Below are 24,997 nucleotides of genomic sequence, written 5' to 3'. Positions count from 1 at the left end.
TCTTCGATATTTTTTTCTGCCAGCCATTTTACACAATCATACTTGCCTCTAAAATCAAATCCGGGAAGATCAGTCCTCATGGCGACTCAAAATATACTTTGGATACCTCATTCAAAAGAGACAAACCTATCCCGTTTTTTAGGTCATTTAGAAACTAAGTTTCACAAGTCATTTTCTGATTATGTTTCTTTGCATAAATTTTCTGTAGAAGAATACCAATTGTTCTGGAAGGAATGGTTGTCTTATTCCGGTTTTAAGTTACACCGTGAACCGGATCAAACGATAGAAACAGGTGATCATTTTTCTAAATCAAATTGGTTTCCTGGTGCCTTGTATAATTTTGCAGAGAATTTACTTGAGGTTGGAAATCCGAATGATCTTGCATTGTTTTTTTATTCGGAAGATGGCCAAATTCAAAGATTAACTTATTCGGAATTAAAGAATGAAGTATTAAAATTACAAAAACATTTGAATTCGCTTGGTGTAAAAAAAGGGGATCGTGTTGTGGGTCTTGTTCCCAATGCCCCCATTTCTACAATTGGAATGTTGGCAACTACTTCGTTAGGTGCTATATGGTCTAGTGCTTCACCAGATTTTGGTGTTCGGGGAATCCTTGATAGGTTCGAACAGATCCAACCCAAAGTTTTGATTTCTGTTGAGTCATATTTGTTTAAAGGCAAAAAAATTTCCATTGTTGATAAGTTGGAAGAAGTTTCAAACAAACTGACAAATACAAAAAACTCTGAATTCAAACAAACCTTAATTTATGATTTTGTGGAACCTATTAAAGATTTTGGAAAAATCCAATTCCCATTTCATTATAATGAAATCCGTTCGGTAAATTTAGGAGAAAAGATTCATTACACTTCAATTGCTTTTTCCGATCCAGTTTACATTATGTTTTCTTCGGGAACAACAGGTTTACCGAAATGTATTGTTCAGGGAGGAGGAGTTTTACTTAACCATACCAAGGAACTTTCGTTACACTGCAATGTGTCCAAACAAAATCGGTTTTTTTATTATACAACTTGCGGATGGATGATGTGGAACTGGTCACAATCCGTATTGGCATTGGGCGCTACACTCTATCAATTTGATGGAAACCCATTCCATCCTTCTTGGGAAACTTTATGGTCTATGGCAAACAAAGAATCCATCCAAGTTTTTGGAACGAGTGCCAAATACCTTTCTGTTTTGGAAGAGGAAAAAATTCAAGTCCAAACAAAGTATCCTTTGCCAGATTTACAAGTGATCCTTTCTACTGGTTCACCTTTACCTAATTCTGGATTTCGTTATGTGTATGAAAATATAAAACAAGATGTGCAACTTTCTTCTATCTCAGGTGGAACTGACTTAAATGGATGTTTTGCTTTGGGGAATCCTGGTTTACCAGTGTTTGAAGGTCAAATTCAGTGTAAAGGTTTGGGGATGGACGTACAAGTTTTTAACGATATGGGAAAATCCGTTGAAAATGAAAAAGGGGAACTTGTTTGTCCCACACCATTTCCTTCTATGCCACTATCTTTTTGGAATGATGAATCAGGGGCCAAATACAAATCCGCTTACTTTGAAACTTACGATAATATTTGGTGTCATGGTGATTTTGCATCGATCACAGCTGAAAATGGATTAGTGATTTATGGTCGCTCCGATGCTACACTGAACCCAGGTGGTGTGAGAATAGGAACGGCTGATATTTACTCTGTGGTTTCAACAATTCCAGAAGTGGTCGACAGTGTGATCATTGGCCAAGACTATAAGGATGATGTAAGAGTGGTTTTGTTTGTGGTTATGGCGCCGGGAGTCACTTTAGACGAGTCTTTAATTAAAAAAATCAAAGAACAAATCAAATTAGAAACTTCTCCGAGACATGTTCCGGCTTTAGTTCTTTCAGTTCCAGAAATCCCCTATACAGTGAATGGGAAAAAAGTAGAAATTGCCGTCAAACAAACCGTAGCTGGTTTGGAAGTAAAAAACAAAAACGCATTATCCAATCCAAATTCACTAGACCATTTTAAAAACAGAAAGGAACTGAGCGTATGAATCAAGGATTCAAAATTTTTGGATTCTTGGTTTTTTATTTATTTCTCTTCACCAATCTTTTTGCAGAAACAAATACAACTCATTTTCGCACTTGTTTCCAAACCAATTGTATATCGTTTGATCTCCCATTAAAGTGGTTTCTTACGGAAAGAAGGTCAAATGGAACCACAACCATGTTTGATCATTTCAAAACCTTACCCTTAAAAGAAGAATCTGGTCGAGAAATCATTCCTGCCCTGGTGATTCTTTTTAAAGAATCAGAAAATAAACTTCCCCTCCATCCCATTATCTTTCATGCAGAGTCCAGGAGGTTTAGTATGGTTACAAATGTTCGTAAATCTTTCACCTTACAGAAAATTCCAAATGTTGAAAATGGTTTTAAGTTTTTAGGTATCTTTGGAAGTTTTAAAGATAAGGAAGATACAATTTTACAACACTATATCACTTCCACTGACGAAGAGTTTGGATTCACGATTATGATTACTTGTTATGAGTCAGTTTATCCAAAAATCGAAAAGGATATTCAACTATTTTTGGATAGTTTGTCTTTAGAGAAACGACTGAAACCCTGGAAGTTCCAAACCGTTGATGAACAAATTATAAAAGCAAAAGAATTAGAATCTTCTGCTCTTGTTAGGTTAAAAACAAAAAAATCCGAAGAAATTGGAATGGCATTGGAAGAACTAAGTGACTCTTGCGAATTAGGTTCTGTCACCTCTTGTGAAATGTTTACTACCTTAATGAATTTGGGAAGATAAAGTTCGGTAGTTTACCTTTGCATCTTTTGGATGAATTCAGCAACCGCTTCAATTTCCTGTTTTCTCATATGTCCATAGGCTTTCATGTAGGTTCCTGGGATTCCGTTTTTAATACTTTTGGCTATGGCTTCTTTTGTAGATCCATAAATGTAGGTAGTCTTGTCTTGAAAGTTCGGAACACGCGAGTTGGATAACAAATGTGATCTGGTTCCGCGTCCATTGCCCCCCATGCCATGACAGGCAGCACATCCATTTTGCACATACATCGCTTCCGGAAAAGGAACAGTCACTGCGGGTGGGGGAGGTGGTTCTTTGATTGGTGATTCATTTTCAGGCGAACAATTATTAAGTGTTACAAGGAGAACAATCAATCCAAGGTTAATTAAATTGAATTTTCTAAACAAACATATAAATCCAACTTTTACTAGGTTTTTCAATGTTTTAGTTAAGATAACAATCACTCGCAATAAGTTCCCGAACCAGCCAAACTTAAATTGTATTTTTGTGACAAATAACAAAATACAATGTCTCTTCCTACGTTCGTTAAGCTCGTTTTATAATAAATGACTTCGCTGATATGGCCAGAGAAATAGTTGGTGGTTGCTGCATCTGTTCCCAAATAGACATTGTTCTGCGTAAACGTTTGTGATACATTCATCGTGAATCCATAGCTAAGTCCACTGGAATAAAGTCCAAATAAGCTTGATCCCAAATGTTCTACGGCAAGTAAATAAGGCACCAGAGTTCCAGAAAAAACAGGACTGCTGTATCCAATATCACCAAATCCTGGTTTGGTCATATGAACTCGATTGCTTTGTAATTGGTAAGAAACTCCACCAGCTGCTGATTCTAATAATGGGCCATCAACAAGATTCGTTCTGCTAAATGCCAAAAAGAAAGTTGAGTTGTTGAAGGGAAGATCTAAAGCAGTTCCTCTATAAAGATACTGGGAACTAGCACCAATAAAGTTGACAGATGGTTTTCCATTGTAACCCGCATTGTTGTATGTAGGGGCTACTGGTCCATTAAAAAAGGAGGCTGCATTTCCGCTGCGGTCGTGCCAAGTAGTGACGGCTGTGCCATTCCCTTGGTTAGATAAACTATCGGCACTTAGGTGGAGACGCAAACTGCTTAGGCCGAGTGTAGGTGACCAAGTTGTTACTTGTCTTGGATCGTATCCAGAGAGGGCTTGGATTTCGTTTGTACTTAAGGCTCGGTTATAAACCAAAACATCATCCAAAAAACCGGAAAAATTTGTAGTGAGATCGGCTCTCGTTCCAATAGTAAAGGCAGTTGGAGTTGTATTCCAAGTATTTTTAATCTGAGTATCAAGTAAAACTCCATTGTGGTAAATCATCGCCAAATTTCCGTTATTTGGCCCGTGGAATACACCACAAAGTTGGTGCCACACATTTTGATGGTTATAATAAGATCCTTCAACATCATTTGCATAACCTGAAAAAAGATACTTACTCCCAGTATTTGCCGTTCCAAGTGAAATCATACCATCCGTACTTGCTTGACCATAACTCACCATTGTGCCCGGATCTGATACACTGGATTTGTAATGCACACAAACAGTACGCGCTTTGTTTGTTTTTGGTAATTGGGTATCGGTTGTGGCAATATTAATATAATTGGTTCCATTTGTACTTATCGCGCCGGCTGCATTGCCATATCGATCTGTAAAAAGACCCGCACCCATATTGGTAACTTGGTTTCCCATTCCACTCACATCTTGGAGGTCTTTGTTAAAGTCAAAGCGTGCCACAAGACCTGCAGGGATTTGAGCCGAGAGACGCCGAATTTCTTTATCGGTTAAGGCTTTTGAATAAACTCTGAGATCAGCAATTTTACCGGCAAAAGTTTGTGTGGGAAAGGATATCATTTTTCCGACGTAAACCCCTGTTCCAGGTGTTGTTGTCACAGACGAACCGATATTAGATGGCCCAACCACATCGATTCCATTCACATAGATAGATCCGTAAGTTCCATCAAAGGTTCCGCAAAGATGTGACCAACGGTTGATCGGAACAGAATGAGTTGTAAATACTTCGCCACTACCGAGTCCGCCGTATCGAAGTAAATTGGTTCCTCCTGCGTCTGTATACATAGACAGAATGAATTCAGTACTCCCTCCCGCAGTTCCATAAGAGAAAATGGCAGCGTTCTGAGAACCCAGTGGGTATCTTTCTGGATGAATCCAAACACAAACACTCCTCGGGTGTTGCCCCATAGGAAGTCCAAGTTCTGGTCCATCCAAATAACCGATGTTATCTGCCACAAAACGTACACTGGAACTTGGACTTCGGTCACGCCCTGGTGCAAGTCCAGTCAAGCCCCCGTGCGCCGAAAGGGTTCCACCAACGGGGCCTGATGGATTATAATTTCCATTCATTTCATATTGCATTAAGAGTTCGATGGGTCGAGAGGCATATGAATTCCCGACAAGAGCAGAATCTGCGTTCCGAGCCAAGTCGTTCACTTCCGCTTCATTTAATACTTTGGAATAATAACGAACATCCGCAATTCTACCGGGAAAAAAATTTGTAAGAGAGGCAACTCCAATGGAAAAATCTCCCGTTGGTGCATTGGTGGAAAATTGTTTTTGAAACACCAAATTACCGTTCATATAAATACGATAGATATTGTAGTTATCGACTGTCATTGTTATATGAGTCCATAAACCAGGAATCATCGTGATTGGAACCGCATCTGGAGGATAACCTCCTCGTAAGATCCCGAGTTGGCTTTCGTTAGAGATAAAGAGTCCGTGACCATTGGTACTGGCCGTTCCATTGTAAAAAATAATTTTAGCAGTTCCTGGAATTGTTCCGTCCCAATTCAACCATGCAGATATGGATATATTGTTTACAGAACCTGCAGGTAGTGGGGCGATCCCTGCATTTCCTAAGGAAGTAGAAGCGGAACCTATACTTTCTCCAAACCTTCCCAGTCCAAATCCTGGGCTTCCCACAGCGGTGATGGTTTGGTTGTTCATTAAATTTTGAACGGATCCGTTTAACGGGTAATAGGCTAATAGTCCCGAAACATTGAGTGAGCGGAGAGCATGAGTCGTTCCAAATACTAAAACATTTCCAATGTTTGTTATGTACATCGGAGCTTCGATGGTTGCATTCACACCTTCGCCATTCACAAGACCTGTTCCACCGGAACCTGCAATCGTGATCACCTCACCCGTTGTCATATGGACACGACGGATTCGATGGTTTCCATAATCTGCTACATATAAAAAGATTCCATCATTTGTAATTCCATGTGGCATCACAAAACTGGCGCTAGTTCCCATCCCATCCACAAATCCAATACTGGTGCTCCCAGCAAGGATCGTAGTGACTCCTGTATCTTTATGGGTTTTTGTAATGTTATGAGTTCCCAGGTTTGATGTATAAAGATAATCACCCGAAATTGTAATTCCTTCGGGTTGGTTGATATCTCCTCCACTAGTGAGTGTGGAAACTTCTCTAGTTCGAAGTTTCATTACGCGGATAGATGAATTGTTCCTGTCGGCAATGTATAGTTTATCGTTATCGAAAACAATTCCTGTAGGAGAAGCAAACCTTGCAAGTGTAGCATCTGTCGAATCCACATTGGCATTGGCTGGTGAAACTGATGAATCATCTCCGGCAAAAGTTTCCGTGATGCCTGAACTAATCAAAATTCTTTTGATTCGGTTTCCCGTAAATTCTGTAACATAAAGATAAGTTCCATCGGTTGTGATTCCTCTTGGAAAATTGAAAGCACTGACAGCACCTGAGCCCGCTGTATTTCCAGGAGTTCCATTTCCGACAAGGGATGTCACAGCACCCGTATCAGGATTGAAGATTCGAATTTTATGATTTCCTGAATCAACAATGAATCCTCTGGTTCCATCAAACGTAACCCCTCCGATACTAGAGAATGTGGCTGAAGTTCCTGTGGCATCTGCGGATCCACTTGTAGTTTGTCCGGCCGCTGTGCTCACTAAACCACGGTAATAATGGATCTGTAAAGGAGCTGGTTTTTTGGCAGTGATGGCATTTCCATACCGGTAACCCACTACACAGTTGACCGCCACATTGGTAATGTTAGCTCCAAGAATTGTTCCAGAATATAAGGATTGGATGGCACAAACATAACCCGGTGGTTCTGCATTGATGGCGATATTGTAACCTGTTCCACTGTTAATGGGTGTGGTAAAAGAGATAGGAGTGGAGGTAGCGCCACCAGGGACATTAATGGTATCGATCCCATTTGTGACAGTGAGACCTGCTGGTAATGGAACAGTGCTTGTGATGTTTCCACTCATGGTATACTGATTGACCGAACATGTGATGGAAACATTACTGATGGCTGCTGCACCAATGGTTCCTGTAGCATTGGTTAAATTACAGGTTTGCCAAGGGTTTTGTGGGTTGGAAAGAACAGTCACAGAATAATTTGAACCAGTTGGGATCGCGGTATTGAAAGTAAAAGTTCCATTCCCTGCAATGATCAAATCATCACCCAAATTATTTTGTAGAACAAAGGTATTCACTCCAAAAGGAATGGTGAGAGAACTAATGGTTCCTCCCACGGTGTAAACATTGGGTTGGTAATTCAGACTTAAAATATCGCTACCCACATAGTTCACTTTACACATTCGGGCTTTTACATTTTGAGAAGAACCAGGAGTTGGAAACACATAGTTTCCGGCTGTTCCCGAAGAACAAGTGTTTGCCGTCGCACCACAAACGGGATCTGTAGGAGTCCCCGCTGCCCCTTCTTGGCAGACCCATGTAGTTCCCGTTGTCGTTGTCGAAAAACTAACTGCTTGACCTGAGTTCAAAAGGGAACCTGTCGCCAAACTAGGAGTTGGTGTAGCCACTTTTAAGTTATACGTGGAACTTACAATTTGAGATTCCACCCATCCAGTTTTACAATGAATCACTTTGATGACAGAAGAATTTGTATCCGTGATGGGAACTGATGTGGTTGTTAAGGTTCCAGTAGAGCAGGTGGGATCCGCTTGGCCCCCGTTTCCCAAAGTATAACGATACTCCGATCCAGGGATGAGGCTGGAGAGAGTCACCGTTCCATCATTATTAAAAACAGATCCTGTGACGGGAGAAAAATTAGCAGTGGGCAAACTACAATTAACCACAGCCGTGCCCATATCCGAAACCGTTCCCGAATGTGTGGCACCAGCTGTAATCGTACAAATTTGGTTAGGTGCCGATGTTGCTACTGCAATTTGGTAATTGGATCCTCCGGGTATCGTAGAAGGAAATGTAAAGTTTGTCACTCCAGCGTTAATCGTAACTTGTTGGGATACAAATGGTGTTCCTCCCGTATTGACCAAATCCAAGGTTACAGAATTACTGAGGATACTTGTTGTGGTTCCGCCCGGACTCGAAACCGTCCCGCTGATGAGATAGGCATTACTACAATTAACAGGAATGGTATAGGCCCCATTGGCTATTGTAATGGAACTTGAGGATATCGAACAAACTCCTGTGGTGATGATCCCTCCTGGGTTATCAATGGTGATAGAAAATGTTCCCCCACTCAAATAAGTTCCAGGAAAGGCAAAAGTTCCGTCGCTAGTGACATTGATTGTATTTGATCCATCTAACGTCAGTTTGAGTTCATTACCCATCGTAAGAGTTCCCAAAATTCCAGTGACTTGTGCATTCACTGCAAATGAATTTGTGGTACAGTTGATGGTAGACGGTAAATGTGCCGCAGCCATAGTTCCTGAAGTGACACCTGGAGATGTGATCGTACAAGTTTGGCTTGGGTTTGTGGGTTGGCTGACAATACTAAAATTATAAGTTTCACCAGCAGGGATGGGAGGCAGAGAAAAGTTTGTGGAATTGACATTGATTACGTTAGTACCTGCACCTGTTACATTTTGTACTTGGAGTCCATTCCCGAGGAGATTTGTAACGGTTCCATAAATCAGATATAGGGCATCTCCACAAACAATTTGAATTCCTTCTATGTTTCCGTTGAGGACAGTTCCTGATCCTGAGGATACAATACATTTTTGGATGGGAGAGAAAGGTTGTGTTTTAACGGTAACATTGTAAGAGGAACCAGACTGGATTTTCTTGGAAAATGTATAGATTTGGTTAGAAGATACATCTACGGCATCCCCATTATTTTCAATTTGGAGTCCTGATCCCAGAAGGCCCGAAACACGGAAAGAGACAGAATAGGTTAGGGTATTGGATTGTAAAAAACGAAATGTGGTATAGGTTTCTAAAAATGACCGATTGATGCTTGGAAATTGGCAAGCAAACAGCGGTAATATGAGGGTAAAGATAAATGTTTTTAGCAGAAATCTCATAAAGTAACGTCGATCAGAAAAAGATTTTCCTTATCTTTTGTGACACATTCTATTATCGAAAACTTAAAGGAAAGAATCTATAAAGTCCAGATTATTTCTTTCCCTAAGTTTCTATGACTAGATTAAATTTTACGAAAACTAGTATCTACCGATCCATACCGCATACTTTTGAGAGAGAGTTTCATTTAAAACTCTTTTATTAACAAACGTCTGTTTGGTTTAATTGAGGCCTTTCGAGGCCAAAAACTCAGGATTGAAAATTTTTGACTGGTATTTGGCTCCACTGTCACATAACACGGTGACTATGGTATGGCCTGGGCCTAAATCCTTGGCGATTTGGTAAGCTGCGGCTAGGTTTATCCCAACACTTCCGCCCATAAACAAACCATCTTTTTTTAAAACCAAATTTAAAATCCGGAGGACTTCTTTGTCATGGATACGAATGGCATCATCCGCCGGCATCCCCTCCATATTTTTTGTGATCCTACCTTGTCCAATTCCTTCCGTTATTGAAGATCCTTCGATGGTGATTTGCCCTGTTTTAACAAAAGAATAAATCCCTGAACCATAGGGATCGGCAACAATGCATTTGATATTGGGATTTTTAGATTTGAAATAAAGTCCGGTTCCCGCGTAGGTTCCTCCCGTTCCAAGAGAAGCCGTCCAAACATCGATTTTGCCTTGGGTCTCTTCCCAAATTTCGGGCCCTGTGGTTTCGAAATGAGCATTCCTGTTGGCTAAGTTATCAAATTGGTTGGCCCAAACTGAGTTTGGAGTTTCTAATGCAATTCGTTCAGACACTCGTACGTAATTTCCTGGGTCAGAAAAAGGAACCGCAGGAACCAATGTCACATCAGCACCTAACGTGCGTAGCATTTCAATTTTTTCTTTGGATTGGGTTTCTGGGATGACTATGACAGATTTGTAACCTTTGGCATTACAAATATGAGTGAGTCCAATTCCAGTATTTCCAGCTGTTCCTTCTACAACAGTGCCACCGGGTTTCAGGAGTCCCTTCCTTTCTGCATCTTCGATAATATACAAAGCAGCCCTATCTTTGACAGACCCACCTGGATTTAAAAACTCAGCTTTGCCTAAAATTTCACATCCGGTTTCTTCACTGAGGGAATGGATGCGGATGAGTGGGGTGTTTCCAATTGTATCAATAAATCCGTTTCTAATATTTGTTTTCATGAGAATCGACTTGACTCCTTCTTTTTAGACTTCTATCTTCCTAGTCTATGTTACAAACCATTCGCCAGTGGTTCGCTCCTGCTCCATCCATACCCCAAAAATCTGAATCCGAAATCCAAACCCTTTATCCGAAATTTCGTTTCAGAGTATTGGAATCAACTTTTCTTGGTTATACGACCTACTACTTAACTCGAAATAACTTCTCTCCTGTATCCAAAGAAATTGGAGAAGCGTTATCTTATTCGAAAGCAGATATAGGTGACATCCTCGCAGTTACGGCCATCACTTATGGGATTGGAAAATTTTTAATGGGAGCACTCTCCGATCGTTCCAATCCAAGAAAGTTTATGGCAGTTGGTTTGTTTCTTACCGCCATTTTGAATTTTTCATTTGGATTTGCGAATCATTATTGGATTCATCTATTTTTATGGGGAGCCAACGGACTTGTTCAAGGAATGGGTTGGCCACCATGCGGACGTTCTCTTGGACACTGGTATTCCGTAAGAGAACGTGGAACTACGTTTGCATTTTGGAATATTGCACATAATATTGGAGGCGGGCTTGTGGGAGTGGTTGCTTCTCATTCTGCAGCGCAGTTTGGTTGGCAATATGCTTTTTTTGTTCCGGGAATCATTGCCCTTCTTGGTTCCGTGTATTTATACATTCGTTTAGTTGACACACCACAATCAGAAGGTCTTCCCCCTGTAGAAGTATACCGAGACGATTTTCCACCCGAAGAAAAAGAAAATCACGAAGTGGAACTTTCCACCAAACAACTGATTGTTGAACAGGTTTTATGTAACAAATACATTTGGTTATTTGCGATTATTAATTTTTTTGTTTATATCATTCGTTATAGTTTGATTGATTGGGGCCCAACCTACTTAAAAGAAACCAAAGGGGCCGATCTTTTGGGAGGTGGATACTCCACACTCATTTTAGAATTTGGAGGGATTGGTTCAACCATTCTTATGGGATGGGTGTCTGATAAATTCGACGGTAGAAGGGGAATGGTAAGTTTACTTTGTATCATTCCAATTTTCTTTGCCTTTCTTGGAATTTTATGGAATCCCCCTGGTAATATTTTTATCGACTATATATTGTTTGGACTCATTGGACTTTTTATCTATCCACCTGTTATGTTGTTAGGTGTGGCTGGAATGGATTTTACATCGAAAAAGGCGGTGGGTACTGCGGCCGGTTTTATCGGACTTTTTGGGTCTCTCGGACGAACGGCTCAGGGAAAGGGGCTAGCCATCCTCGCCACAAACTATTCTTGGGATGTTGCATTGTATGCGATTCTTGTTTCCACTTTGATTGCGATTTTCCTTCTGGTTTTCAGTTGGAATTTAAAACCACGCGGGTAAATAAATTGACTAAATCAAAAGATAACAGTAGAGTAATGAACTTATGACACTCGGCAGAAAAATTTCTATAGGAATCATTGGCCTTATCGCCATCCCACTCATTGTCGCTCTCTTTTTACCAACAGGATACCAGGTAGAACGTACGATCGATATTAGTAAACCGGCCTCGGATGTATTTGCGTACATTCGAATGTTAAAGAACCAAGACCAGTATAGTGTTTGGGCCAAAAAGGATCCGAGTATGAAGAAAATTTATACAGGTGAAGATGGAACTGTTGGTTTTATTTCTCGTTGGGAAAGTTTAGACAAAGAAGTGGGAACAGGCGAACAGGAAATCAAAATGATCAATGTGGATGCCCTGGAGATGCAAACAGAACTTCGGTTTTTTGAACCTTTTGAAGGAACCGAAAGAAGTTATATGAAAGTATCTTCTTTGGACCAGAAAAAATCTAAAATCATTTGGGGATTTGATGGTTCGATGCCTTATCCTTCTAATTTGATGTTACTTTTTATGAATTTTGAAGAATTGATAGGAAAAGACTTTGAAGAGGGACTATCGAACCTTAAAGTTGTTTTAGAAAGATAAGGACATTCATTTCGATTGAACAAACAAAATATCTATTGGCAACTTTACCAAGATGATCCCATTCTAAAACCCGGATTCCCATCCCCCATTTTGGCGGATCCGAGTTTTTTATTTCCTGAAAATTGCCCCGACGGCCTTTGGCACCTCTTCGCACACAATCTATTCGGAGTCCAAGAATTTCTCTCGGAAGATGGAATCCAATGGAAAAAAAGAAAAACTGTAGTTTGGAATGCCATGCGACCGTTTATCTTTTTTGAAGACGGAACATACTATCTTTATTACGAAAAATATAAATTTTTACATGTGATCATGAGTTGGTTTCCTTATCGGAAGTGGAAGTCTCGGATTGAAGTCCGAACTAGCAAAGATCTAAAATCTTGGTCTTCTCCAAAAACAGCCATTACACCAAAATTTCCATTTCATAAAGATCCAAAATTTGGTGAATCAGTCAGTAATCCATGTTTGGTGAAATTTGGAAAAAAGTACAGAATGTACTTTTCTTCTTCACTCGTTTTTATTCCTGATTGTGGATTTTGTGAACCGAAATACATCACTGTTGCCGAATCAGATTCCCCTCTAGGGCCATTCTCCTATTTTTCTGATCCCATCCTTTCTCCCAGTGATATGGATCCATTTTGTAATCTGGGTGCCGGTTCCTTAAAGGTGATTGAATGGAAAGGTCGATACCTTGGATTTCAAAATGGAATTTTTTGGAATCCCGTTAGAAAAGAATCTTGTTCGGCCATTTTGTTTTTACAAAGTGAAGATGGAATCAATTTTGAACGGATCAACCAAACACCGATTCTTGGGCCAACAGGACGAGGATGGAAGGCAAGCCATGTTTATGCTTGTGATGTGAAGTATTCGGAAGCCGAAAAAATCTTTATCCTCTATTTTAATGCGAGAGACAAAGCACACTGGTCCAAAGGAAAAGAAGCGATTGGTCTTTTTGTAGGAAAGGTGGAAGAATCAAATCCTTCGTCAAAGAGATCCACCAAACAAATTCAAAAAAAGAAGCCCAGTCCTAAAAAGAAAATAACAAAGCCAAAATCCAAAGTGGTGAAGTCTAAACAGAAATGACAAATTCACTCAAAGGACACTCCAAAGATTTAGGAGACAATTTCATCATCCGCCGCGTTCTTCCTGCTATGGAAAAACGTTCGGTGGGCCCCTTTGTTTTTTTTGATCACTTCGGTCCAGTGCCAGTTGTTACAGGTGAAGAACTTGTGGTTCGTGCGCATCCGCACATTGGGCTTGCCACCATTACCTTTTTATACGATGGGGTCATCACCCATCGCGATAGTTTAAAAGTGGAAATGGACATTCGTCCCAATGAAACCAATTGGATGGTTGCCGGTTCTGGAATCGTACACAGTGAACGCTCTAAATTTGATCCCAAATATGAAATTTTAGAAGGCATTCAAACATGGATTGCCCTTCCTAAAGATAAAGAAGAAATAAACCCTAGTTTTGAACATTTTTCGGAAAAAGAAATGCCCGTTTTATCCAAAGATAATTTAGTATTTCGATTGTTAGGTGGTAGTTTTCTTGGATTACAATCCCCGGCAACAGTTCATTCGCCCTTGTTTTATGCAGACATTGAAATCAAACCGGAAGCTGGAGAAGTAGATTGGATTTTATCTGACAAAGAAGAAGCAGGGCTTTATGTTTCTCGTGGTTCCATCGAATCCAATGGAGAGTCCTATACGGTAGGATCTATGGTTTTGTTTGAAAAAGGTTCATCGGTAAAATTTAAGGCCAAACAGAACAGCCGTTTGATGTTACTTGGTGGGGAACCACTCACAGAAAAAAGAAATATATTTTGGAACTTTGTTTCTACAAGACAAGAGGCAATCGAAAAAGCAAAGGAAAGATGGGCAAAAGATGAATTCCCAAAAGTTCCAGGAGAAACAGATAGAATTCCTTTGCCCAACTAAGGGTAAAAATCAAATTTTATTTTAAATCAGCTGCGGCTTTTTTGTATTCTTCCGCTTCCGCTCGAAATTCTTTTGCAAGGGTCAGGCAATGTTCTTTAAACTTTGCTTGGCTGATTGCTTTCCCGCCGTTGTTTCCTGCCATTTTTTCGTGTCTTACTGCATTTGCTTCCTTCTCTTTCGCGATGGAATTTAAGTAAGAACGTGCTGCCTGTTTACTTTCTGGAGAATTTGCCTCTTTAATCATCAGGTTCTCCAATTCAGACAAAGCAAATACAGATGTAGATGCTAACACGAGTAATAGGGAAATAAATTTTTTCATAGTAACCTCTCTCGAGACTATTATACCAATTCTATTGAATTGTCAATAGGTGAGTTTATTGATATTTTACGTGATTCAAACCAGCAGACATAAAGGCTAGTTTGGTACCTGTCTCAGCGAAGGCAGATATGGTTTCAGAAAATCCTGAAGCTGTCACCATAAAGGTTTGGTTTGCTCCCACCAACTTTTGTAATTCAGGAAAATAAACCGATCCAGAAATTGTATAAAAAATTCCAAACGTTACAGGGTCGCATAACTGTGAAAAATTGAAATTTTGCGCCTGGTTAAATTCCCAAGACTCTAATCTAAATTTGTCATTTGAGGTAAAAAGGTATCTTGGGAATGGATGGTAAGTGATGAGTTGTTTTGTTTGTTTTTCCGAACCATTTGAGGATTGAAAATTCAATACTGCCAGGGCTTTTTCTAAATGGAGTTCTCTTGGGTTTCCATCGTCACCTAATCTTCCATAGTCGTAAACTCTGTATGTTGAGTCAGAAGATTGTTGGACTTCTAAAAGGAGAACTCCTCCTCCGATGGCATGGATGGTTCCTGGATTTAATAAAAAAACATCCCCTGGTTTGACCTTCCATTTTCGTAGAACAGTTTCTCCTAGATTTTGTTTTACAAGAGATTCGTATTCTTCACGGGTTGTGTTTGTATCAAATCCAACAACGAGTTCTGCTCCTGGATCTGCAGACAAAACATACCAACATTCTTTTTTGCCATTGGATTTGGGGTCATACTTGAGTGCGTAATCATCGTCCGGATGTACTTGGACAGAAAGTTTTTCTTTGGCATCAATCACTTTGACAAGTAAAGGGAGACCTGAATTGGCAAATGGTTTTCCTAAAACTTCATTTGGTGCTTTTCGTATAATGTCTGTTAATGGAGTATTTTGAAACTCAGGATTTATGATGGGAGAAATGTCTGATCCATAAACGGAAACTTCCCAAGATTCGCCAATTTGTCCTTCTGGAATGTTTCGGCCAAGTTTAGTTTCGAACTTTCGGCCTCCCCAAATTTTTTCCTTATAGAGTGGATTTAGAAATAAAACTTTGGGAATCTTTTCCATCGATTTCCTTTTTAGACGGCACTCTTAACCCGTAAAGGGATATTTTTGTGAACCAAGAGTTTCACCCGCAGGTACTTTTTCTTAAAATGGGTAAAAGAATCAGGTCGAAATTTAGAAAGGTCAAATTCAAAAACCTTACCATGGACGAGGGCCGACCTAGGGAATTCTACTTTTAGATTTTTGTATCCTTTATAACTACCGCGTCCACTACAAGCGGAACAATGTGGGTCACCACCCATACAATCTCTACAAACAATTCTGACTGTTAAGGGAATCACTGCGATCACAGGTCGAATGATTTCTGATTCCTTTAAATCTATAATCAAATCATAATCAATGCCAGTGACTTTGCGTCTATCTTTGTTCCGAAATCCTTTCCGCATGAGTCCACGTTTGGCGAGTTCTAAAATTCCTGTTGTGAACCGAATGCGAGAAACTGGTAATACAACTGGATGTTCTTCGAGTTTGCGTTTTAAAAATTCACGGGCATAGTTTTTTTTAAATTCATCATCGTACAACTTACGCCCCTCGCCGGTTAAGGTTTGGTAGGCAAAGTAAAGGTTTTGGAATTTAGAATAAGAACCAGTGAATGGATTATCAGGATGGAATTGTTTTACCAAATGACGGAAAGAGGATTTAATCTCTTCCGTCGTGGCACCAAAAGGAATCTCTAGGACTTCGTAAAGGTTGGAATGTTGCGGTGGTATGGAAAAACTCATGCCACCCGCGCCAAATTATGGTTCTTGGAAATCCCCGCTGACGGAAACTTCCATAATGGATTCAGAAACCATTCTGGTTTCCAAACCACCTTTTGCTTGGATGTATCGGTCAATGGTTCTTACAACTTCACGGAGTCTGTCTCGGTAAGCGGTTGCTAGGCGTAATCTTTCCCATGGGCTTTGGATTTTTTCCAACTCGAAGCTCAGTGTATTGTCATCCGCATTGGTCACTGTGCGAACAGAAAGAACAAGTCCTTTCACTCCACCACTTGCATTGTTTTTTAATTCACGGTAAGTGGTGATAGGGTCTTTGCCTTTTTCTGTGAGTGATTTTCTAGACCAAAAGGAAATTTCATCTAATGAAAATCCACCGCCTTCTGCTCCGCCACCACCTTTTAACTTCATTACAAAACGACTGTGTAATACATAACTAGGTTCAAATGGAAGGTGGATTTCCCTTGCATTGGTGACTTGGCCGTAACGACTGTCTTTGATTTTCTTTTCAAAACTAAGGAATTTCACCTTCTCATTGATAACAGCATGGTAATCATCGACTTCTTTGCCGATCCTTTCGATCTTCTGCTGTTGTTTTGCGTTATAAGGGATGAGGGCAATACTTCCATCCGGATTTAACTTTTGAGAATCTGCTTGGCTGACAGGTTCATTTTTTTCATCCGCAGCCATTAGGCCAACGGTGAGTAGAAAGGATAAAATTAGGACAAACGAGATGCGCATACGAACTCCCAGATAGTAGACTCTATATATATTTTCGACTTTTGAAATGAAATCATTAATTTGTTAAAAATAAGGTTGATAAAAAACGCAAAAACCCGATCCTTGCGGAAGGTCTACCATGGAAATAAATCTAAAAAAAAATGCAGACGCCTATGTGATCAGCATTTCTGGAAGTTTGGACATTTACACTTCCCTGGATTTTAAAAACTTCCTGGAAACCAATGTTCCCACACAACCGACCGAAAATCTTCATGTCATCATCAATTTAGAGAAACTCAATTATATTGATTCCTCTGGAATTGGAATGCTCATCAAACAGTTGAATTATGTCCAGGAACTCAAGGGAAAGTTTTCCATTGCCAATATGAAACCGGCGATTGAGAAAGTTTTTAAAGTGGCAGGCCTTACCAGTTACTTCCAAACCATTGGCGAAGACGAATACCGCGAAAAATACGCAGTTTAGTTTTCTTTTCACTCTCTCGTCAGTCGATTCTCCAAGATAAATGCATCCCAAACCCCCCAAAACCTTCCCAGTGAGTTGTTACTAGGAACCAGGTCTACATAGATCTTTCCGTCTGGATATTCGGAAGGTTCTAGAGGAATTTCTACAGGATTCGGAAAACTTTGGTTTTTGTCTGCATAGATAGAAAGTTTGGGCCTTCCATTCACCAGAATGTTTAACTTCCTCGGTTTGAATTTGGAACCTTTGAGTGGTCTGTAACGAGTTATGTCCAAATAGAGATAGACAGTGGATTTCGAAATAATGGATTTTTCCAAAAGGAAACGAAGCCCCGTTTCTGGAACCATCCGGCATATGTAATCTTGAAGTCCAAGTGGGGGTGCATCTGGTTCCAATTCATAGGATTGGTAAATGGCCCAGGTTTTTAATTCAGGGTAGGTGGCAATGTCCTCCGGTAGGAGACCTTCTTCCAATCCAAACTCCTGTTTGGGAATGAGGGAGTCAGATGCGAACACGGAAACTAAGTTTGATAAAAAGATTGCCGTAAGGAGAAGGATTCGTAGTTTCAATGGTAGCACCTACTAGAAGTATCGGATTACGAGACAAGTCCCCCTTTGAAAATTATTCGCTCATTAGAATTGATCCAAAACGAGTTTCAAAATGGCTCATCTTTGACTCTCGGAAACTTTGATGGAATCCATGTGGGCCATCAGACTTTACTCCTTCGTACTGTAGAAAAGGCAAAGGAACTGGGTTTACCTTCGGTAGTCGTAACATACTTTCCGAACCCTTCCGTTGTCCTCGGCAAAAAACCCAATTTTAAATATTTATCGTCGGAAAAGGAAAAAGAAGAACTCATCCGTGGGTTCGGGATTGATTATTTACTAGTTTTGGATTTTACTTTGGAACTTTCTAAAATGTCAGCAGAAGACTTTTTAGAAAAAATTATGATCCAAACTTTGAACGCCAAACACATTGTCATTGGTTATAATCATTTTTTTGGAGCCCAGCGCCGTGGTGACTTTACGTTACTTGATTCTAACAGAACTAAGTATGGTTATGCGGTCGAATTAAAAGAAGCTGTCTTAAAAAAAGAAAGCAAAATATCATCCTCTCTCATTCGAGGGTTTTTGGAAAAAGGTGAAATGGAAGATGCCAAAATCCTTCTCGGTAGAAATTATCATATCACTGGGATTGTTTTCGAAGGTGCCAAACGAGGAAGAACCATTGGATTTCCCACGGCAAATATCAAAGTTCCGGAAGATAAACTTTTGCCAGCCATTGGCGTTTACGCTTGTTTTGCGAAGTTTGATGGGAAAGACCATAAGGGAATGGTGAACATTGGCCACAATCCTACCTTTGATGGATTGGGACTTCATGTAGAAGTAAATATTTTTGATTTTGACGGTGATTTGTATGGGAAAGAAGTCGAATTAGAAATTGTTCATAAAATCAGAGATGAGAAAAAATTTAGTGGTTTGGAAGAATTAAAAGACCAACTAACAAAAGATAAAACTACTGCTATTGATATTTTAGATTTTCACTAAGTGGTATAATTTTCCTTTTCGTTTGATTTTTCCAATGATTTGACCGTTGGTAGAGTCTTTTTCTAACAATCCGTCTAGAGAGGATTTGGAGACTGCCCAATCTTCTTTCAATTCATCAAAATAAAATCCAAATTCTTTTTTAGAACTATCCTTCATTAGAATTACATTTTTTTGTTTTTTTTCACCTTCTTCCATCAAAACAAAACCGGGCCCAGGGAATAGGGGAACTGATTTATCTTTTATCCGTAATTGTTTTTTAAAGGCGGGAATATCTCGTAGGATTCGATAACTTTTTTTTGGAATTAGAAAGTTTACTCCTTCTAACACATAACAAATAAATACTAGTTTACCGGTTAAGTTTTTGGGAACTATCGGTGTTTGTTTTTTGTCAGAGATGCGGTTTGCAATCCGAGTGATTCTGTTTTTTAAGGCAGAATCTAAAAATTCAATTTTGTCTTCTGATTTGATTTTATCTAAAATATGGAAAATTGAATCAAACTCTTTCTGTTTGTATTCGTTTCTGATTTGGAACTTATGAAGTTCTGTACTGAGGCGCCTGCTTCTTTGTAAAAAATAGGGAGATTCGTTGGACTCGGAAAGTTGGATTAATTTTTCTGAATAACCCAAAATGTTTGTAAGGTGGTCTTTTGATTCTCTTTCGAGTTCTTCCAGACGGATCAATTCATTTTCTAATTTAATTTTGATCTGAAAGAACTCTTCTGCCCCCAATACTTTTTTGGTTGGTTTCATGGTGGTGTTTAGTTTGCAAACTTACGTTTTTTAATGGAAAGGATAATTCCCACGGCAGTCATAGCCATCACCAAATGAGATCCACCATAACTCATAAATGTAAGTGGAACACCTGTTACTGGGAGTAGTCCAATCACAATCCCTACGTTGATGGCAATGTGGAAAAAAATCATGGCTACAATCCCTGCGGCAAGAAGGGATCCAAATCTATCCTTACTTTCAAAACTGATTTGTAGGCCTCGAAGTGGGATCGACATCAAAAAAAACAAAAGAAGTACACTTCCAAAAAATCCTGTTTGTTCCGCCCAGGATGCAAAAATAAAGTCTGTTCCCGATTCGGGAACATGTGGAACACGTCCTTCCGTCATCTCGCCGTGAAAGAGTCCTTTTCCAAAAACCTTTCCCGATCCAACAGCTGGTTTGGAGGCTCGGAGTTGGTAACCTGCACCTTGTTTGAATTGGTCAGGATTTAAAAAAGCAGTGAGACGAATGACTTGGTTTTCTCGGAAAGGGATGGATTTGTGAACTGCAATGGCAGACAGAATAGAAAGTCCCAAAATTCCAATCGTGATGTAGTAGTTTCTTAAGTGTTTGGAACCACGAGCAATGCGGATAAAAATCATCACAAGACTAATCAGAGCCAGTGTTCCACCAAGACCAAACATAAAGGCTTCATTGGATAGAATTTTATATCCAACGCTCGCATATTCATCTTTGACTATTTCTGCGGCTTCGCGAATCATTTGGAGGTTTTTTGGGTTTTCGATTCCAGGTAAGGTGAGTCCAGATACTTTTTTCCCATCCAAAATTAACCAAATTTTACCTTGGAGTTGGTTCACTATCGATACTAACTCTACCTTGTTATCTTTGCGAAGTAAATCGATGAGTGGTTGGATGAGTGTCAGTTGTGAGTAAGCAAGATACATGGGAACCATAAGTGAAATTCCACCGAAGGTGAGTAAAGATCCAACGTGTAAAATATCCGCACCACCTAAATACAACATGGTGAATAACATGGGTAAAAAGGATACTGCTGTTCCAAAGTCTGGTTGCAAAATGATAAATAACATTGGCACCAAACAGATAATAAATGGTATGATGAGCACTGTAATTTTGTGCATTTCCTTTTCTTTCAAAACCAAATACTGACCAAGTAGAATCACTGTGGCTAGTTTTGAAAATTCAGAAGCTTGGAGGGTGATGGGTCCAAGTTTTAACCAAGACCTTGCCCCACGACCGGAAGGAAGGTATCCAATTCCTGGAATTAAGGTAAGGACAAGTAAAACAATAGAGAAGATATAAATGAAGAGGGCATAAGAACCTATCAACTGGTAGTTGATCCTCGACATAAACCACATAGAAATCAGTCCTACAAAAACAAAGGTGAACTGTTTGTACCATCGCCCAAGTCCATCGGCTGTATTAGCTTCCTGGGTGTATAAGGTCAGAACTCCTGCCATTGCCACGAGGACAACAGAGATGATGAGAAAAAAATCGAGTTTTTCTGTATTACGATCAGCCATTAAAATGCCTCTTGTTCAACGGGTGCTTCTTCTTCCATGGTTTTGGCACGTGATCTATCTGTTCTTGGGAAAGATCCTGGTGGAAAAGCCGCTTTAAATACTTCACGGGCCGCAGGAGCCGCAGAGGCCGCACCACCAACACCATATTCTACGAATGCAGCAACTAATATCTGTTTTTCGGGAGGTGCATTGACAGGTGCATATCCAATAAACCAAGCATGGTTGGAAGAAGATGCTCCTCTCCTTCTCGTTTGTGCAGTTCCCGTTTTCCCTGCAATTTCTGGTAATGTGGGTGAGTTGAGAACCCCAGAAGCCGTTCCGGAATATCCCACTAAATACAATCCTTCTTTGAGCGCTTCCACAGTAGATCTTTTTAGAGGTATGTCTCGTAGAATTGTTGGTTCTGTTTTTTGGATGAGAGAGTTATCAAGTGGACTTCTAATTTCAGAAACCACATATGGTTTGTAAATTTTTCCATTGTTGACAACAGCCATATAAAACAAAGCCATCTCAATAGGAGTGACAGAAATAAATCCCTGTCCAATGGAGAGGTTGACTGTATCTCCATCAAACCATTTGTTCCCATAAGTTCTTTTTTTCCAATCAGAACTTGGAATAAACCCAGTTGCTTCTCCAGGAAGATCGATTCCTGTTTTTTTATCTAAACCAAATAACCGTGAGTAGGCGAGAATTGGTTCTGCACCTAATTTGTATCCCAATTGATAAAAGTATACAGAGTTAGATTTTTCTAAGGCTTGGGCAAGGTTGAGTTCCCCATGGTTTTTTTTGTCCCAGTTATAAAACACTTGGTCTGGAACACCTTTGAAGGTTGACTTTAGAGTGAAATTTGCCGGACAAGAAAAAGTTTGTTTGGGATCAAAATTGATTTTATGTTCACTTTCCATGGCCGCAAGACCCACTAGGGTTTTAAAAGTAGAAGCCGGTGGGAACCTAGACTGGATTGCTAAATTTAAAAATCCACCGTTATTGGTAACTCGAGTGAAGTGGTTGGAACGATCTAATTTATTTTTTCCAGAAAGGATATTGGGATCGTAAGAAGGGTTGGAAGCCATTGCCAAAACTTCACCCGTTGTTGCTTTGATCGCAAGAACCGTTCCTCGAACACCTTTTAGCGCACGATAGGCGGCAATCTGCATATCACGATCAATGGTTAAAATTAAGTTATTTCCGGGGACAGAATGTTCGATGACACGTTCTTCCTCGATATTCCCTTCTGTGTTTCTTTTTTGAATTCGAAATCCATCTTGGCCACGAAGGGTTGTGTCATAAAGAGATTCAATCCCACCTTTACCGATAAGTTGGTAGGTTTTGATTTCTTTTTCTTGTAGATCACTGGTGGTTGGTTTTCCCACATAACCAGTCACATGCGAAAGAGCAGGTCCCATGTGGTAAACCCGTGCTGGTGAAGAAACTAAATACACATACCGATTGATATTATCCAAAACAAGGATTCTTTCTTGTTGTTCGCGTGAAATTCCCTCTAAAAGTACGAAGGGTTCTCGGGAGCGAATTTTTTTAATCATTCGCGAGTCTTGGAGTTCTTTTTCGTAATAAACGATGGGGATAGAAAGGGCTTCGCAGAATTTATAAATAAAGTCTTTTACCTTTCTTGGATCATTCTTAAGTAAACTTGTATTCAGAATGACATCGAGTGACGCGGAGTTAGAGACCAATGGTTGGCTTGTTTCCGGAGTGAGAAAGTTTCGATCAAAAATATTCCCACGGTCTGCTGGAATGGACTCACTTCTACGGACAAAACGTTCGGCCTTTAATGAGTTCTCACTTCCTTGAACAATTTGTAAATTGAACAGTTGTAGGATGTACGCAGTGAGAGTGAATACCACCATCCCCGTAAAAAAATACAATCGTTTACGAAAACTTGTTTCTAAACGAAACTCAGATGCCGACTGGCTCATTGCCTTACCTCATCTGCATCCAATCGGAATGCCCAAGAGAATAAAAAGAATAACGCAGGCCCAATGAATGCATTGTACAAAGACACATACAAAAAGGAATAACTTTGGTTGGAATGAAAGAACATCAAAAATAACAAATAGGTGATGATCCTAGATACCAATGTAAATCCAAGGATGTAGATCGTAATGGAGATATAGTTCTCTGTATATGAACTTCGCATTACTTTTCCAACAATGTAGCCAATGATTGCGTAAGAAAAGGAATGAAGTCCTATTTTATAATAAACAATATTGTCTCCGCCAATTTCACCACCTAGCGCAGTATCGGTGAGAAGTCCGCCAAAAAATCCAAGCCATAGTCCATATAACGGTCCTTTTCTTAGAGCAAAAAAGACAACGAAGATCAACATAAAGTCAGGTCGGATTGCATTTCCTAATTCAAATACGTTGGATCCATTCAAAAAATGGGAGAGTAATAATCCGATGATGATAAACAGTTTATCTAAAATCATGGTGTCACCTCCTTAGGGCCTTCTTGCGTGGAAGGACTAGATGGGGCAGTTGGTGTAGAATCAGGTACATTTGTATTCACAGATGGTTTTGTGTATTGAGGAGTTCCGAAAGTAGAAGGAAAGTTACCTTGTCTTTTCTCTTGTTCTTTTCCTTTTTTATTATAATCTTTTTCTTTAGGAAAATCGATTTCACCAAAATAAGGGCCATCAATTTGAATTGTTTTTTCGGCCGGCCATTCTTCTCGCCATTTTTCCGGTTGTTTCTTTAAAACAATTACGTGTAAAAGTTTATCAAACTCAACAAACGGACGTAAGATGGCGGTTTTAAAGGATCCATTTCTTGGGCCTTCTTCTATGATGGTTCCTACAGGAATACCCGATGGGAAAACTCCTGATCCACCAGAACTAAACACAGCCTTTCCAATTTTACTAAATCCTTCGGTAAACATTGTGTTGGCAGTCGTTGGTGGGGGATTGGGCCCCATAGGAAAATTACCAATGGCTTTTGGATCAATCACAATCCCTGCATCAATATAATCTAACAAAACATCGGTTCCGCGACCACTGTTTCCATTCAGAGAAGCCCAGAGGTTGGTTCCAGGAATAGACACTCCCATGGAGAAGTTGGAATTGATGATGGGTTGGATGACGGCAGATCCTTTGGAAACAGCGATGATTTTACCAACAAGTGCTTCGGTAAATTTACCTTTTTCGTCTAGAGATCTCGCCACAACCGGCATATAAGGTTTGATCCCTTCTTCGGAACCTTTGTTGATGATGATGGTTCTATAAATAGCATTCAAACGAACACTTAATACTTCTGCTCTGACAGAAGGATAATCTATATGTAGAGGAAAGTTCAACTCTTGCCTGAGGATTGCATTTTCTGCCTTCAACCTTTCCACATCTTTGGAAAGCTGACGGTATTCTTCCATCACGTTCAAACAAGAATCGCGCTCTTCTCTGACTCGCTCGAAGGATTCGAGTTTGTTATAACTACTTTTGATAAGGGACCCAAAGGAATCGAAGGACCCGGAAAAAAAGTCGCCTACACCCTGAAAGCTGGCAATCCCTCTTACCATGAAGTTGCCGTTCCAAATTAGGGAAGTAAAGGAAAACAGGAATACGAAGAGTAGGGAAAACAATTCGTCATTTTGATTGATGCGATTCCACTTCATGGACTTATGTCACATTAATTTTATTGGAA

The 24,997-nt window shown here is 39.9% G+C and carries 21 protein-coding genes; 8 read left to right on the top strand and 13 right to left on the bottom strand.

Annotation, left to right across the window (positions count from 1 at the left end; genetic code table 11):
• The first annotated feature begins 78 nt into the window (after positions 1–78).
• Positions 79–2,043: an acetoacetate--CoA ligase gene (locus EHQ24_RS09435; protein ID WP_135601410.1), complete on the top strand. Its 1,965-nt coding sequence runs from the start codon at positions 79–81 to the stop codon at positions 2,041–2,043.
• Positions 2,040–2,801 (top strand): hypothetical protein, encoded by a 762-nt coding sequence (locus EHQ24_RS09430; protein ID WP_135601409.1) that lies wholly within the window; start codon positions 2,040–2,042, stop codon positions 2,799–2,801. Before EHQ24_RS09435 ends, EHQ24_RS09430 begins: the two co-directional genes overlap by 4 nt.
• A gap of 11 nt (positions 2,802–2,812) precedes the next feature.
• Here the strand turns inward: EHQ24_RS09430 and EHQ24_RS09425 are convergent, their stop codons facing one another.
• From EHQ24_RS09425 to EHQ24_RS09415, 3 genes are all read right to left on the bottom strand, one after another.
• The gene (locus EHQ24_RS09425) at positions 2,813–3,262 is read right to left on the bottom strand and encodes a c-type cytochrome (protein WP_244310368.1); all 450 of its coding nucleotides are present in this window, start codon (positions 3,260–3,262) and stop codon (positions 2,813–2,815) included.
• Positions 3,259–9,132, bottom strand: a complete 5,874-nt coding sequence (locus tag EHQ24_RS09420; protein WP_135601408.1) for a LamG-like jellyroll fold domain-containing protein — start codon at positions 9,130–9,132, stop codon at positions 3,259–3,261. Before EHQ24_RS09420 ends, EHQ24_RS09425 begins: the two co-directional genes overlap by 4 nt.
• 219 nt (positions 9,133–9,351) lie before the next feature.
• The gene (locus tag EHQ24_RS09415; RefSeq protein WP_135601407.1) at positions 9,352–10,326 is read right to left on the bottom strand and encodes a cysteine synthase A; all 975 of its coding nucleotides are present in this window, start codon (positions 10,324–10,326) and stop codon (positions 9,352–9,354) included.
• A 47-nt stretch (positions 10,327–10,373) separates the two neighbouring features.
• Between EHQ24_RS09415 and EHQ24_RS09410 the strand changes: the two genes are divergently transcribed.
• Genes EHQ24_RS09410 through EHQ24_RS09395 form a run of 4 tightly spaced genes read left to right on the top strand, consistent with a single transcriptional unit; the run spans position 10,374 to position 14,216 of the window.
• The gene (locus tag EHQ24_RS09410) at positions 10,374–11,693 is read left to right on the top strand and encodes an MFS transporter (RefSeq protein ID WP_135601406.1); all 1,320 of its coding nucleotides are present in this window, start codon (positions 10,374–10,376) and stop codon (positions 11,691–11,693) included.
• 43 nt (positions 11,694–11,736) lie between these two features.
• On the top strand, positions 11,737–12,279 hold the full coding sequence (locus tag EHQ24_RS09405) for an SRPBCC family protein (protein WP_135601405.1): 543 nt from the start codon (positions 11,737–11,739) through the stop codon (positions 12,277–12,279).
• Between the two features lie 15 nt (positions 12,280–12,294).
• Complete coding sequence (locus EHQ24_RS09400; protein ID WP_135601404.1) at positions 12,295–13,359, top strand: glycoside hydrolase family protein; 1,065 nt, start codon at positions 12,295–12,297, stop codon at positions 13,357–13,359.
• Positions 13,356–14,216 carry a pirin family protein gene (locus EHQ24_RS09395; RefSeq protein ID WP_135601403.1) on the top strand — a complete coding sequence of 287 codons (861 nt, stop codon included), beginning with the start codon at positions 13,356–13,358 and terminating at the stop codon, positions 14,214–14,216. Before EHQ24_RS09400 ends, EHQ24_RS09395 begins: the two co-directional genes overlap by 4 nt.
• 16 nt (positions 14,217–14,232) lie before the next feature.
• Here EHQ24_RS09395 and EHQ24_RS09390 read toward each other — a convergent pair whose 3' ends face one another.
• The 4 genes from EHQ24_RS09390 to EHQ24_RS09375 are packed head-to-tail and all read right to left on the bottom strand — an operon-like array spanning position 14,233 to position 17,061.
• Positions 14,233–14,535 carry an LIC_10421 family protein gene (locus EHQ24_RS09390; protein ID WP_244310367.1) on the bottom strand — a complete coding sequence of 101 codons (303 nt, stop codon included), beginning with the start codon at positions 14,533–14,535 and terminating at the stop codon, positions 14,233–14,235.
• 55 nt (positions 14,536–14,590) lie between these two features.
• Positions 14,591–15,607: a type I phosphomannose isomerase catalytic subunit gene (locus tag EHQ24_RS09385; RefSeq protein ID WP_135601402.1), complete on the bottom strand. Its 1,017-nt coding sequence runs from the start codon at positions 15,605–15,607 to the stop codon at positions 14,591–14,593.
• Between the two features lie 11 nt (positions 15,608–15,618).
• Positions 15,619–16,326 carry a J domain-containing protein gene (locus EHQ24_RS09380; RefSeq protein WP_135601401.1) on the bottom strand — a complete coding sequence of 236 codons (708 nt, stop codon included), beginning with the start codon at positions 16,324–16,326 and terminating at the stop codon, positions 15,619–15,621.
• A 15-nt stretch (positions 16,327–16,341) separates the two neighbouring features.
• Entirely contained in the window at positions 16,342–17,061 is a 720-nt protein-coding gene (locus tag EHQ24_RS09375) for an LIC_12936 family protein (RefSeq protein ID WP_135601400.1), read from the bottom strand.
• A gap of 118 nt (positions 17,062–17,179) precedes the next feature.
• Between EHQ24_RS09375 and EHQ24_RS09370 the strand changes: the two genes are divergently transcribed.
• Positions 17,180–17,524 (top strand): STAS domain-containing protein, encoded by a 345-nt coding sequence (locus tag EHQ24_RS09370; protein WP_135601399.1) that lies wholly within the window; start codon positions 17,180–17,182, stop codon positions 17,522–17,524.
• A gap of 8 nt (positions 17,525–17,532) precedes the next feature.
• Here EHQ24_RS09370 and EHQ24_RS09365 read toward each other — a convergent pair whose 3' ends face one another.
• Complete coding sequence (locus tag EHQ24_RS09365) at positions 17,533–18,099, bottom strand: LIC10729 family protein (RefSeq protein ID WP_244310366.1); 567 nt, start codon at positions 18,097–18,099, stop codon at positions 17,533–17,535.
• Between the two features lie 36 nt (positions 18,100–18,135).
• Between EHQ24_RS09365 and EHQ24_RS09360 the strand changes: the two genes are divergently transcribed.
• Positions 18,136–19,068 (top strand): bifunctional riboflavin kinase/FAD synthetase, encoded by a 933-nt coding sequence (locus EHQ24_RS09360; protein ID WP_135601397.1) that lies wholly within the window; start codon positions 18,136–18,138, stop codon positions 19,066–19,068.
• Here the strand turns inward: EHQ24_RS09360 and EHQ24_RS09355 are convergent.
• From EHQ24_RS09355 to mreC, 5 genes are read right to left on the bottom strand one after another with little or no spacing between them, the layout of a single operon-like run.
• Positions 19,054–19,818: a hypothetical protein gene (locus tag EHQ24_RS09355; RefSeq protein WP_135601396.1), complete on the bottom strand. Its 765-nt coding sequence runs from the start codon at positions 19,816–19,818 to the stop codon at positions 19,054–19,056. The genes EHQ24_RS09360 and EHQ24_RS09355 overlap by 15 nt on opposite strands.
• Before the next feature lie 8 nt (positions 19,819–19,826).
• The gene (rodA, locus tag EHQ24_RS09350) at positions 19,827–21,341 is read right to left on the bottom strand and encodes a rod shape-determining protein RodA (protein ID WP_135601395.1); all 1,515 of its coding nucleotides are present in this window, start codon (positions 21,339–21,341) and stop codon (positions 19,827–19,829) included.
• Positions 21,341–23,278, bottom strand: a complete 1,938-nt coding sequence (gene mrdA, locus EHQ24_RS09345; protein WP_135601394.1) for a penicillin-binding protein 2 — start codon at positions 23,276–23,278, stop codon at positions 21,341–21,343. The genes rodA and mrdA overlap by 1 nt, the downstream gene beginning before the upstream one ends.
• Positions 23,275–23,790: a rod shape-determining protein MreD gene (mreD, locus tag EHQ24_RS09340; RefSeq protein WP_135601393.1), complete on the bottom strand. Its 516-nt coding sequence runs from the start codon at positions 23,788–23,790 to the stop codon at positions 23,275–23,277. Before mreD ends, mrdA begins: the two co-directional genes overlap by 4 nt.
• Complete coding sequence (mreC, locus tag EHQ24_RS09335) at positions 23,787–24,968, bottom strand: rod shape-determining protein MreC (RefSeq protein WP_135601392.1); 1,182 nt, start codon at positions 24,966–24,968, stop codon at positions 23,787–23,789. Before mreC ends, mreD begins: the two co-directional genes overlap by 4 nt.
• Positions 24,969–24,997 lie beyond the last annotated feature (29 nt).

Source organism: Leptospira noumeaensis (assembly GCF_004770765.1).
GTDB lineage: Bacteria > Spirochaetota > Leptospiria > Leptospirales > Leptospiraceae > Leptospira_A > Leptospira_A noumeaensis.
The sequence above is the reverse complement of the archived record's forward strand: the minus strand, read 5'-3'. Positions and strand labels throughout refer to the sequence as shown.

Bases quoted from the DNA above. Each gene is read 5' to 3' on its own strand.
- EHQ24_RS09395 (WP_135601403.1), top strand. From the start codon at position 13,356: ATGACAAATTCACTCAAAGGACACTCCAAAGATTTAGGAGACAATTTC.
- EHQ24_RS09355 (WP_135601396.1), bottom strand. From the start codon at position 19,818: ATGAAACCAACCAAAAAAGTATTGGGGGCAGAAGAGTTCTTTCAGATC.
- EHQ24_RS09390 (WP_244310367.1), bottom strand. From the start codon at position 14,535: ATGAAAAAATTTATTTCCCTATTACTCGTGTTAGCATCTACATCTGTA.
- mreD (WP_135601393.1), bottom strand. From the start codon at position 23,790: ATGATTTTAGATAAACTGTTTATCATCATCGGATTATTACTCTCCCAT.
- EHQ24_RS09415 (WP_135601407.1), bottom strand. From the start codon at position 10,326: ATGAAAACAAATATTAGAAACGGATTTATTGATACAATTGGAAACACC.
- rodA (WP_135601395.1), bottom strand. From the start codon at position 21,341: ATGGCTGATCGTAATACAGAAAAACTCGATTTTTTTCTCATCATCTCT.
- EHQ24_RS09405 (WP_135601405.1), top strand. From the start codon at position 11,737: ATGACACTCGGCAGAAAAATTTCTATAGGAATCATTGGCCTTATCGCC.
- mrdA (WP_135601394.1), bottom strand. From the start codon at position 23,278: ATGAGCCAGTCGGCATCTGAGTTTCGTTTAGAAACAAGTTTTCGTAAA.
- EHQ24_RS09380 (WP_135601401.1), bottom strand. From the start codon at position 16,326: ATGAGTTTTTCCATACCACCGCAACATTCCAACCTTTACGAAGTCCTA.
- EHQ24_RS09430 (WP_135601409.1), top strand. From the start codon at position 2,040: ATGAATCAAGGATTCAAAATTTTTGGATTCTTGGTTTTTTATTTATTT.
- EHQ24_RS09385 (WP_135601402.1), bottom strand. From the start codon at position 15,607: ATGGAAAAGATTCCCAAAGTTTTATTTCTAAATCCACTCTATAAGGAA.
- EHQ24_RS09435 (WP_135601410.1), top strand. From the start codon at position 79: ATGGCGACTCAAAATATACTTTGGATACCTCATTCAAAAGAGACAAAC.
- EHQ24_RS09375 (WP_135601400.1), bottom strand. From the start codon at position 17,061: ATGCGCATCTCGTTTGTCCTAATTTTATCCTTTCTACTCACCGTTGGC.
- EHQ24_RS09420 (WP_135601408.1), bottom strand. From the start codon at position 9,132: ATGAGATTTCTGCTAAAAACATTTATCTTTACCCTCATATTACCGCTG.
- EHQ24_RS09410 (WP_135601406.1), top strand. From the start codon at position 10,374: ATGTTACAAACCATTCGCCAGTGGTTCGCTCCTGCTCCATCCATACCC.
- mreC (WP_135601392.1), bottom strand. From the start codon at position 24,968: ATGAAGTGGAATCGCATCAATCAAAATGACGAATTGTTTTCCCTACTC.
- EHQ24_RS09370 (WP_135601399.1), top strand. From the start codon at position 17,180: ATGGAAATAAATCTAAAAAAAAATGCAGACGCCTATGTGATCAGCATT.